At 41.8% G+C, this 11,957-nt stretch carries 8 protein-coding genes; 7 read left to right on the top strand and 1 reads right to left on the bottom strand.

The window, feature by feature from the left end:
* The first annotated feature begins 119 nt into the window (after positions 1-119).
* The 3 genes from RM553_RS17790 (at position 120) to guaB (ending at position 4,551) form a co-directional block, all read left to right on the top strand.
* Entirely contained in the window at positions 120-983 is an 864-nt protein-coding gene (locus RM553_RS17790) for a hydroxymethylglutaryl-CoA lyase (protein ID WP_311536312.1), read from the top strand.
* Positions 984-1,124: 141 nt separating this feature from the next.
* Entirely contained in the window at positions 1,125-3,011 is a 1,887-nt protein-coding gene (locus RM553_RS17785; protein WP_311536311.1) for a tetratricopeptide repeat-containing sensor histidine kinase, read from the top strand.
* A gap of 67 nt (positions 3,012-3,078) precedes the next feature.
* Complete coding sequence (gene guaB / locus RM553_RS17780; RefSeq protein ID WP_311536342.1) at positions 3,079-4,551, top strand: IMP dehydrogenase; 1,473 nt, start codon at positions 3,079-3,081, stop codon at positions 4,549-4,551.
* 404 nt (positions 4,552-4,955) lie between these two features.
* Here the strand turns inward: guaB and RM553_RS17775 are convergent, their stop codons facing one another.
* Complete coding sequence (locus tag RM553_RS17775; protein ID WP_311536310.1) at positions 4,956-5,630, bottom strand: OmpH/Skp family outer membrane protein; 675 nt, start codon at positions 5,628-5,630, stop codon at positions 4,956-4,958.
* 208 nt (positions 5,631-5,838) lie between these two features.
* On the opposite strand from RM553_RS17775, the gene RM553_RS17770 reads away from it, so the two are divergent.
* The 4 genes from RM553_RS17770 (at position 5,839) to RM553_RS17755 (ending at position 11,889) form a co-directional block, all read left to right on the top strand.
* Entirely contained in the window at positions 5,839-6,702 is an 864-nt protein-coding gene (locus RM553_RS17770; protein ID WP_311536309.1) for a peptidyl-prolyl cis-trans isomerase, read from the top strand.
* Positions 6,665-8,113 (top strand): peptidylprolyl isomerase, encoded by a 1,449-nt coding sequence (locus RM553_RS17765; protein ID WP_432271474.1) that lies wholly within the window; start codon positions 6,665-6,667, stop codon positions 8,111-8,113. Before RM553_RS17770 ends, RM553_RS17765 begins: the two co-directional genes overlap by 38 nt.
* A 12-nt stretch (positions 8,114-8,125) precedes the next feature.
* Positions 8,126-9,079, top strand: a complete 954-nt coding sequence (locus RM553_RS17760) for an AAA family ATPase (protein ID WP_311536307.1) — start codon at positions 8,126-8,128, stop codon at positions 9,077-9,079.
* Positions 9,080-9,621: 542 nt separating this feature from the next.
* The gene (locus tag RM553_RS17755; RefSeq protein WP_311536306.1) at positions 9,622-11,889 is read left to right on the top strand and encodes an aconitate hydratase; all 2,268 of its coding nucleotides are present in this window, start codon (positions 9,622-9,624) and stop codon (positions 11,887-11,889) included.
* Positions 11,890-11,957: the final 68 nt, after the last annotated feature.

Here is an 11,957-nt window from a genome sequence, read left to right as displayed (position 1 = left end):
TTCCTGTTTGATTCTTTAGCTTTTTAAATTTTATATTTCCAACTTCCAATCCTTAATAAGGAAAACAACAAAATCAACATCATTCCGTTTTCTAAAAATGTTCGCTTATCTTTGGGCATATGCAGGAAATAAAACTTATCGAATGTCCCCGGGATGCGATGCAGGGCATTAAAACCTTTATTCCCACTCAAAAAAAAGTACAGTATATCCAGTCTTTATTAAGATGCGGGTTTGACACCATAGATTTCGGGAGTTTTGTTTCGCCTAAAGCCATTCCGCAAATGGCCGATACCGCTGAGGTTTTAAAACAGCTGGACCTTTCCAGGACGCATAGCAAACTGCTGGCCATCGTGGCAAATACCCGCGGGGCGCAGGATGCTTCAGAGTATGAGCAAATCCGGTATCTTGGATATCCCTTTTCGATTTCTGAAAACTTCCAGATGCGCAATACCCATAAAACCATAGCTGAATCTGTCGAGATCCTGAAAGAAATTCTGGAAATAGCAGAAAAGTCTCATAAAGAAGTGGTAGCTTATCTTTCCATGGGTTTTGGAAATCCTTATGGCGATCCGTGGAATGTGGAGATCGTGGGGGAGTGGACAGAGAAGCTTTCTGCAATGGGAGTTAAAATCCTCTCTTTATCTGACACTATTGGAAGTTCCACCCCGGATATTATAGATTATCTCTTCGCGAACCTTATTCCGAAATATCCAAATATAGAGTTTGGGGCGCACCTGCACACCACTCCTTCCAGCTGGCATGAAAAAGTAGATGCGGCTTATAAAGCTGGATGTTATCGGTTTGACGGAGCCATACAGGGCTTTGGCGGCTGTCCCATGGCCAAAGATGAACTTACCGGCAACATGCCTACCGAGCGAATGGTTTCTTATTTTAATTCAAAAAAGGCCGATACCAACATCAGAATGGGCAGTTTTGAATCTTCTTATAATGAAGCTTCAAAAGTGTTTGGGGCCTATCATTAATTTTTCATTTTCAGGATTATTGGGATGCTGATTTTTCGGAAATTTATTATAATTAGAAAGGTTAAAGTCTTAACCGGAGAGGGTTATGTTTGTAATTTCTAAAATTTTCTTTTTATAATTGCAGTCCCCAAATTTAAATAATTGTACCGTATTGCCCTTTTCATAATATTCTTGTGGAGCAGCATTCTTTCTGCCTCCGCCCGGGAATCAACTGTTTCCGATTCCATAAATCTTTACCTGGACCAGGCGCAGGGCGTAATGTACAACAATGTTTCTGCGGCCTTGCTGTTTCTTGAAAAAGCAGAAGCTTTAGCCGAAAATTCAGGAGAAGACTTGCGGGCCAAAGTGGCCCATAATTTTGCTGTAGCCTATTATATAAAAGGGGATTATGATGCTTCTTTGGAATTTTATCTAAAAACCCTGCAACTTTACCGGGTAACCAACAATAAGATAGGAATTGCCAAATGTCTGATAGGACAGGGCCTTATTCAGCAGGGAATTGACCGGCATCGGGAAGCAATTTCATTTTTTGAACAGGCTATAAAAGCTTATAAAAAGGCAGGAGCATCAGAAGATGCGAATCCTGCTTTTCTCAATATTGCTATTTCCCAGATTGAAGAAGGAAAATTAAATGCTGCGGAAGAAAATCTTCATAAAGCCATAGCGCTTTCCAAAAAGGCCGGCAGAAGGGATGTGGAACATTTATCGCTGAATAAGCTTGGGCAGGTTGCTTTTTTAAGAGGAAACCTAGATAAGGCCGTTTCTTATTATTATCAGGTTCTGGAAAACGGGGAAGAGCCAAATAACTGGGAAAAATCTTTTGCTTATGCCGGGTTGGCTGAAGCTTACCTCAAGCAGGATAAAATCATCGCCGCCCGGGAGAACGCGTTAAAAGCTGTGGATTATGCAAATGGAGTCGAATCACTTTGGGACCTGGAAAGGAATACTCTAATTTTAGCTGAAGTTTATGCTGCCGGCGGGGAAATGGCTAAAGCTTATAAAGAACTAAAGCTTAATAAGAAGTATAAAGATTCTCTCTATAATCAGCAGAAATTGAGAGAAATAAACCTGCTGCAGTTGGAAAGCCGGGAATCTGAAAATGAACGGCTGCAGGCAGAGAATGATCTGGTAGAACAAAAATTGTTTATAAATAGTAGTATTACTATAGCCTTAGCTATAGCTGTGGTTTTTCTTGTATTGCTATTTGTTCTTTTTAGAAAGAATGCCCGGCAGAAGGCTCAATTTACAAGAGCACTCAAGAGCAGGAATAAAACGATTCTTGAAAAAAATGAACTTATTTCCCGGCGTAATAAAGAGCTTGATGTTTCAAATAGTGCCAAAGATCGCCTGTTTTCCATACTATCCCACGATCTTCGTTCACCTTTGGCATCCATTCAGCAGTTATTGGAGCTTATAAAAGCGGGGGGTGTTTCGCAGGAAGAACAAAAAGCCCTGCTGGATGAAATGCTCATCCAGGTAAATGGCACCTCTGCCATGCTTCAAAATTTGCTGCACTGGGCAAATTCACAGCTTGATGGAAATAAGGTGAAACCGGAAGAAGTTGTGCTTCCTGAGAAAGTGAAAAAGATACAAACAGCTTATTTTCTGGCGGCTAAAAATAAAGATATCGATATTGTTCATGAAGAGCCTGTAGATGCTCCGGTGGTATGGGCAGATCGCGGCCATCTCTCAGTGATCATTCATAATATTTTATCCAATGCAATTAAGTTCACCCGCAAAGGCAGGAAAATAAAAATCTTCTACAGGGAAGCAGGAGAAAGAATATTTCTGCACATTTTTGATGGTGGCGAGGGAATTTCCGAAGAAAAAATAGAGGAAATAAAAGGTTTTGCAAGCAGGATGCTCTCGCAGGTGGGAACCGATATGGAGCTTGGAACGGGGATAGGATTGCTCCTGGTCAAGCAGTTTCTTGAACTTAATAATGGGCAGTTGGAGATCAATACTTTTCCAGGGAAAGGATCTGAATTTATAGTTAGTTTTCCTAAAGCTGCCGTAAAGGATAATTAGGCGCTCATTATCATAGGTTTCTGCTGAAAAGGGCTTATATTTGCACGCAATTAAATCCTTAATTGCCATGACCGCACACGATTCCAAAATCTTAGGAGAAGGCCTTACATACGATGATGTACTGTTAGTGCCTGCATTTTCTGAAGTATTGCCACGAGAAGTAAGCATCAGATCAAAATTTACCCGAAATATTTCCATAAATGTACCCATTGTTTCCGCAGCGATGGATACGGTAACAGAATCCCGTATGGCTATTGCCATGGCCAGGGAAGGAGGGATAGGTGTACTTCATAAAAATATGAGCATTAAGCAACAGGCGCTGAAGGTGAGAAAAGTAAAACGTGCGGAAAGCGGAATGATTATAGATCCCGTGACTTTGCCAATTTCGGCTAAAGTTAAAGACGCTAAAGCTTATATGAAGGAGCACAGCATCGGCGGGATTCCTATTGTTGATGGGGAAGGCAGGTTACTGGGGATTGTAACCAACAGGGATTTGCGTTTTGAAAAAAATAATGACCGTCCTATTTCTGAAGTTATGACTTCTAAAAATCTGGTGACTGTTTCTGAAGGGACTTCCCTGGAGCAGGCAGAAGATATCCTTCAGGAGAATAAAATTGAAAAACTGCCGGTAGTTAATAAGGAAGATAAGCTGGTTGGGCTTATTACCTTCCGGGATATTACCAAACTCACCCAAAAGCCAATGGCCAATAAGGACAGTTATGGCAGGTTGCGCGTGGCTGCGGCCGTTGGAGTGACTATAGATGCGGTAGAAAGGGTGGAGGCACTTGTTGGTGCAGGCGTGGACGCGGTGATTATTGACACTGCACATGGCCATACCAAAGGAGTGGTGGAAGTGCTGAAGCAGGTAAAAGAAAAATTTAAAGATCTTGAGGTGGTGGTTGGAAATATCGCCACTGCCGATGCCGCTAAATTTTTAGTTGAGGCTGGCGCCGATGCGGTAAAAGTAGGAATAGGGCCTGGTTCCATTTGTACTACCAGAGTGGTGGCGGGAGTAGGTTTTCCTCAATTTTCAGCAGTACTGGAAGTAGCCGCGGCAATAAAAGGTACGGGAGTTCCCGTAATTGCAGACGGCGGGATTCGCTATACCGGGGATATTCCAAAGGCTATCGCGGCGGGAGCCGATTGCGTGATGCTTGGTTCCCTGCTTGCCGGAACAAAGGAATCTCCCGGGGAAACCATTATTTACGAAGGCAGGAAATTTAAATCCTACCGCGGAATGGGTTCTGTGGAAGCCATGCAAAAAGGTTCGAAAGACCGTTACTTCCAGGATGTGGAAGATGATATCAAAAAACTGGTGCCGGAAGGAATTGTTGGCAGGGTGCCTTACAAAGGAGAACTGGAAGAGAGCATCCACCAGTTTGTTGGCGGCTTAAAGGCCGGTATGGGTTACTGCGGGGCGAAAGACATTGAAGCTCTTAAGGAAAACGGAAAATTTATCAAAATCACTTCTTCCGGGATTCACGAAAGTCATCCTCATGATGTGACTATTACCAAAGAATCTCCCAATTACAGTAGGTAATTACAAGGTTAAGTACAAAGAAATTCACCCTCGATTGCTCCAAAATTCTGAAAATAAATTAAGTAAAAACCATGAATAAAATATCCAACAGAGTAAAAATTATGGGATTAATTTCTATCTGTTTATGGATAGTGGGCAGTATTATTTTATTCCATGAAAGCAATGGAAAAACTATTAGTATTATTACGGCTGTAATTATAATAGCTGGTTTGTATTCTCAGATAATTAAAGACGAAAAAGAAAATTCTGAACTTTAAAAGTGGAAATTTATATATCATTAATGGATTAATGGCCGGCCTGACTCAATTGTAAAAAGGTCAAACGGATATTTTTATATGAAACGAGAAGAGGCTGTTCGGTAATTTTTGAACAGCCTCTTTTGCTTTTGTAATTTTAAAAAAATTTTATTCTGTTCCTTGTGCAGGGGCAGGGGCAGGGGCAGGGGCAGAAATGCCCATTTCTTTCATCACCTTCAGAGTAATATCATATTCTTCTGAAGCAAAAGCCAGGGAATTGCCTCCGGCATTTAAAATGTGGGTATAACCTTCAGCAGCGATTACTTTACGCATGGCCGCATCAATCTTTTCATATAATGGTTTGGTAAGCTCATTCCTTTTCATCTGAAGCATTACCGAAGCTTTTTGCCTGAAACCTTTAATCTCGTTTTCAAGGCCAATAATTTCAGTTTCTTTTTGTTTCTTCTGCTCATCGGTAAAGCTGGTGTTGTTTTCCTGGTAATCACCCACCAGGCCTTCATAGCTGTCGATGTTCTTCTGCAAATCCGCCTGTAGCTCGGTGTTGTACTCTTCCAGGCCTTTGTTAACATTTGTTATCTCCGGCATTTGGGAAAGAATATAATCTGCATCAATAGTCCCTGTTTTAGTTTGTGCACTTGCCATTACACTCACAAAAAGAAGTGTAAAAAGTAATCCGGTTTTTTTCATTTTATTATAAGTTTTTCGCAAATATAAGAGGCGCAAATTTGTAAAACCTAATTTTTTTGCCATTTTATCTGGTTGCGGTGATGCAACACTTGTGCCATCTTCAGCAAAAGCCTTAAAATCCTGTATATCCTGCATAGTCTGTGGCCGGATTGTGTAGGTACCAGTAACAGTTATTAGGAATGTAGGCCAAATATTGGAAACCTGCTGAAATAATAAATGATACCGCAGAAACGTTAGGGCAATAACTTGCAGGACCTAAGGGTTTTCTTATTTTTGCTCCCGTTAAAGCCAGTGGCAGTAAAGAATGAGCTTTTGGTATGTAAATTGCATCTTCAATCTAATAATGAGTTTGAAAAACTTTTACGCGGTTATCTTTATTTTTATCGCCCTCTGTATTGTTGGCTGTGATTATTTTAAACCGGCTAAGGAGCGTAAAGCGGTTGTACGGGTTAATGATTCCTATTTATATGAAGAGGATATTATGGCACTTATAGAGGAAGATACTTCGCCTGAAGACAGTGCCGTGATTGTTTCCAATTACATCAACCGCTGGGCGACACAGCAATTGCTAATTGACAGGGCAGAGTTAAACCTTCCGCAGAAACAGCAGGAAGAATTTAATGACCTGGTGGAAAATTACCGGAATGAGATTTATACCAATGCTTATACCGATGCCGTGGTTTCCAAAAAACTGGATACTACCGTAAATCCCGATGAGGTGGAAGCTTATTATGAGCAAAACAAGGAAAACTTCAGGCTGAACGAAGATTTGGTGAAACTGCGTTATATCAACCTGGATAAGGAAAACACCAATTTTGACGAAATTAAGGAAGCTATCCGGCGTTTTAATGAGGAAGATAAGGAAGAACTGGAAAGCCTTGCCCTTCAGTTTAAAAATTATTCGATGAATGATTCGGTTTGGGTGCGTACCAAGGCTGTTTATGATAAAATCGGTCCGCTTTCTGCAGATGACAGGTCACGACTACTAAAAAAATCGAATTATCTGCAGCTTGAAGATTCACTAAACGTATATTTGGTGTATGTAAAGGATGTACTGGAAAGGAACGAACAGGCGCCGTTGGAATATGCGGCGGCAACCATAGAACAGATTTTGCTGAACAAGCAAAAACTGGAATTAGTAAAGGAATTAGAAAAAGATATTACCAAAGATGCAATTAAAAACAATGAATTTGAAATATATAACTAAGATCACCGCAGGAGTCGCACTGCTGTTCTCTGCCCTTGCCGCAAATGCGCAGGAAGTGGTGGTAACCGATAGTACTGCTATACAGCCGGAAAAAGAGGTTGCCGAAAATACTGTAAAAAAAGAGAACAACGAGCGCAGAAGAGTGGAAGGTATTGCCGCGGTAGTAGGAGATTATATCATCCTGGACAGCGACATAGACCTTATGTATAAGCAAATGCAGAGCCAGAATATGGCTACTGCCGATGTTACGGAATGCCAGCTTGCGGGTTCGCTTATGGAGAACAAGCTCTATGCGCACCATGCCGTACAGGACAGTATTATCGTGCTTGATGCCGATATAAGGAGCTATATAGACCAGCAGCTTGCTGAAATGGTAAGGCAGCTGGGTTCTATGGAAAAAGTGGTGGAGTACTATAACAAGTCTTCTGAACAGGAATTAAGGGATGAGCTTTTTGAAATAAATAAGCAGAGACAGCTTTCCCAGAAAATGCAACAGAAAATTGTCGAGGGCATTGAGGTGACTCCTGAAGAAGTAAGGGCTTATTTTGAAGAAATGAAGAAGGACGAGCTCCCTATTTTTGGCGACGAGGTGGAAATCGCACAAATTGTTGTGGAACCCGAGGTACCCGAAAGTGAAAAACAAAAAGCCATAGACCGCCTGAACGAATTCCGCGCAGATGTGGTAGATAACGGGGCAAGTTTCAGGACCAAGGCGATTTTATATTCTGATGATACCAATACCGGTGGATCAATTTTATCTCTTGGCAGAAAAGACAATTTTGTAAAGGAATTTAAAGATGTTGCCTTCAGCCTCCAGGAAGGGGAAGTAAGCGAGCCTTTTGAAACAGAATTTGGTTATCATATTATTGAAATTGATAAAATCAGGGGGCAGCAGGTAGATTTACGCCATATCTTAATTATTCCTGAAGTGACTAATGAAACAGTTGAAAAAGCCAAAGCAGAAATTGATACTATCAGGAAAAGAATCAGCGCCGGGAAACTAACTTTCGCCGAAGCAGCCAAGGCATCTTCAGATGAAGAAGAAACTAAAAATGACGGCGGAAGGCTTAGAAACCCTCAAACCGGCGATACTAAATTCGAGCTTACCAAACTGGACCCGTCACTATACAACCAGGTGGTAAATTTAAAAGAAGGGGAAATGTCCCTAAGATTGAGCGATCAGGACCAGACAGGAAAACCATTCTTCAAGATTATAAAAGTTACCAAACGTATTCCCGAGCATAAAGCCGATTATGCCACCGATTACCTGAAAATTAAAGATCTTGCCCTGCAGGCAAAGCAATTAGAGGCTATAGAGAAATGGCAAAAAGAGAAAATTGCCGATACGTATATTAAAATTAATGGTAAATTCAGGGACTGTGAATATAACAGTAACTGGTTGAAAAAGTAGAAATATTTCTGGATGTCTGACGTTGCGCTTGTAGAAAAATTAGTTGAAAAAAATCAACAGTTAAAGAAGGAAATCGCCAGGGTAATTGTAGGCCAGGATGAGGTTATAAATCAAATTTTGCTCTCCATTTTTTCAGGAGGGCATTCTTTGTTAATAGGGGTGCCCGGGCTGGCCAAGACATTAATGGTGAATACCATTGCCAAAGCCCTGGGGCTCGACTTTAAACGCATCCAGTTTACGCCAGATCTTATGCCCAGCGATATTCTTGGGGCCGAGATCCTGGACGAGAACCGGCAGTTTAAATTTATCAAGGGCCCTGTTTTTGCCAATATCATCCTTGCCGATGAAATTAACCGTACCCCGCCCAAAACACAGGCGGCATTGCTTGAAGCCATGCAGGAACGGGCGGTGACCGTGGCCGGGCATCATTATAAACTCGATCTTCCTTATTTTGTGCTGGCTACTCAAAACCCCATTGAGCAGGAGGGAACTTACCCTCTGCCTGAAGCCCAGCTGGACCGTTTTATGTTCGCCATTAACCTGGAATACCCCAGTTTTGAGGAAGAGGTTAATGTGGTAAAAAGCACTACTTCGGACGAAAAGCCGGAAGTAAAAGCTCTTTTTACTGCCGGGGAAATTTCAGAACTTCAGCATGTAATTAGGAGAATTCCTGTAGCCGACAATGTGGTGGAATATGCCGTTGGCTTAGTAGGAAAAACACGCCCCAATGGAAAAACCGCTCCGGAGCTGGTAAAGAATTATGTAGATTGGGGTGCCGGGCCACGTGCTTCCCAAAACCTGGTTCTTGCCGCCAAAGCACATGCCGCCGTAAATGGAAAATTCTCTCCTGATATTGAAGATGTACAGGCAGTGGCTATAGGAATCCTGCGCCACAGGGTGATTAAGAATTACAAAGCCGAAGCAGAGGATATTTCCGAAGAAAAAATTATAAAGTCTTTATTTTAAAGGAATGGGATGTAATCCTGAAAGAAAAAAAAGCTCCCCTTCTTTTTTCAAGGAGGGGTGGCCGTAGGCCGGGGTGGTTTCAGGTAAAATTTAATCATTTTGGCCTTTTCGATGACCAGCCCCTTAAAATTCTTTCAGTATGGTTCTGGTGCCAGTATATTCAACTGGATTTGCAGAGCCCTACTTCTGCTTTTTTCGCTAAATATTCTCCTGGATATGCTAAAACAAAAAATTAAGGACAGGACGTTTTGGGTGCTTTCAATGTTTCTGCTTCCCTTTTTTGCCCCGGTGGTATATCTTTTCAGAAGGAAAAAGTTGCTTCATCTGAAGCAGAACAAATTCAGAAATTTTTAAATAAATCAGCTCCTTTTGCCGACTTCTCAATTTTAAGCTGTAATATTTGATTTTATTGAATTATTTGAAGTAGGAAGTGCTGGTTGTAACAAAATTTCCATTAATTTTTGAATAATCGCTGTTATTTTCAAAATCCGACTGAAATTCGTAATTTTGCCTGACTTTTAGAACAATAAACACTTTAGAAAATGGCATACGATATTGATATGATCAAGAAGGTGTATAGCCAAATGGCAGATCGTGTAAATAAAGCACGTGAAGTTGTTGGAAAACCTTTGACACTTTCAGAAAAAATTCTTTACTCTCATCTTTGGGATGGAGAAACTTCTTCAGCTTTTGAGCGCGGTAAGGATTATGTGGAGTTTGCTCCGGACAGGATTGCCTGCCAGGATGCAACCGCCCAAATGGCTCTTTTGCAGTTTATGCAGGCCGGTAAAAAGAAAGTTGCCGTGCCAACAACGGTACATTGTGACCACCTTATTCAGGCTAAAATGGGAGCGGCTATAGACCTCCAGGCTGCCAACAAATCCAGCAGTGAGGTTTTTGATTTTCTGGAATCGGTATCCAACAAGTATGGCATTGGATTTTGGAAACCTGGCGCGGGAATTATCCACCAGGTAGTTCTTGAAAATTATGCTTTCCCCGGAGGAATGATGATTGGTACAGACTCCCACACCGTAAACGCAGGTGGTTTGGGAATGGTAGCCATTGGTGTAGGTGGGGCAGATGCAGTGGATGTAATGGCAGGAATGCCCTGGGAACTTAAATTTCCTAAACTCATTGGAGTGAAGCTTACCGGATCACTTTCCGGGTGGACCGCTCCTAAAGATGTGATTTTAAAAGTGGCCGGGATCCTTACCGTAAAAGGTGGAACTGGCGCAATTATAGAATATTTTGGAGAGGGAGCCCGCTCTATGTCGGCTACCGGTAAGGGTACTATTTGTAACATGGGGGCAGAAGTTGGTGCAACCACTTCTACTTTTGGGTATGATGATTCCATGGAACGCTACCTTAAAGCTACAAACCGTGCAGATGTGGCAGAAGCTGCAAATGCCGTACGCGAGCATTTAACAGGAGATGATGAGGTTTATGCCAATCCGGGAGAATATTTTGATGAATTGATTGAAATCAACCTTTCAGAATTAAGACCGCACCTTAACGGGCCTTTTACACCAGACCTTGCCACTCCAATTTCTGAAATGGGAGCAAAAGCCAAAGAGCATGACTGGCCTATTAATGTAGACTGGGGATTAATTGGTTCCTGTACCAACTCTTCTTATGAAGATTTAACCCGTGCCGCTTCTATCGCGAAACAGGCCGTGGAGAAAAAAGTAAAAGCAAAATCAGATTTTGGTATTAACCCGGGTTCTGAGCAAATTAGATATACTGCTGAAAGGGACGGATTGCTTCAGATCTTTGAAGATCTTGATGCTACCGTATTTACAAATGCCTGCGGACCTTGTATTGGCCAATGGGATCGTTCTGACAGAAAAGGAGAGGAAAAAAATACCATTGTTCACTCTTTTAACCGAAACTTTTCCAAGCGTGCCGATGGTAACCCTAACACTCATGCCTTTGTAGGTTCTCCCGAAATGGTGGCTGCAATAGCAATTTCAGGGCGTTTGGATTTTGATCCTACCCGGGACAAGCTTATAAATGAAGATGGCGAAGAGGTAATGCTGGACGAGCCTAAGGGAATTGAATTGCCAACAAAAGGTTTCGCTGTGGAAGATGCAGGTTATGTTTCTCCAACAGAGGACGGAAGTGGTGTGGAAGTAAAAGTGGCAGAAGACAGTGATCGCCTTCAGTTACTTACTCCTTTTGAGCCATGGGATGGTAAAAACCTTACAGGAGCGAAACTTCTTATTAAAGCCTGGGGTAAATGTACCACAGACCATATTTCTATGGCCGGGCCATGGTTGCGTTACAGGGGGCATCTGGACAATATTTCCAATAACTGCCTTATTGGAGCGGTTAACGCTTTCAACAAGAAGACAAATTTTGTGAAAAATCAGCTTAATGGAGAGTACGACGGCGTACCTTCTGTACAGCGGGAATATAAAAAAGCAGGAATTCCAACAGTTGTTGTGGGAGACCATAACTATGGGGAAGGCTCTTCCAGGGAACATGCGGCCATGGAGCCACGCCACCTGGGAGTGAAAGTGGTACTGGTAAAATCTTTTGCGCGTATCCACGAAACAAACCTTAAAAAACAGGGGATGCTGGGTATTACTTTCGCAAATGAGGAAGATTATGAACTAATCCAGGAAGACGATACCTTCAACTTTATAGATCTTGAGGAATTTGCTCCGGATAAGCAACTTACTATTGAAGTGGTACATGCCGATGGTAGTAAAGACACCATTAAAGCAAATCATACTTATAACGAGCCGCAAATTGAATGGTACAGGCAGGGATCTGCACTAAACCTCATTAAAAAGCAAAACGCGGCTTAAACAGCAAATTTTGTCAGACTAAAAAATTCCCGTAAAACTTCATGTTCTACGGGAATTTTTTTATAGAA

The organism is Autumnicola tepida (genome assembly GCF_031846485.1).
Classification (GTDB): domain Bacteria; phylum Bacteroidota; class Bacteroidia; order Flavobacteriales; family Flavobacteriaceae; genus Autumnicola; species Autumnicola tepida.
Note: the sequence above shows the minus strand (reverse complement) of the source record. Positions and strands in the feature narration are given on the sequence as shown.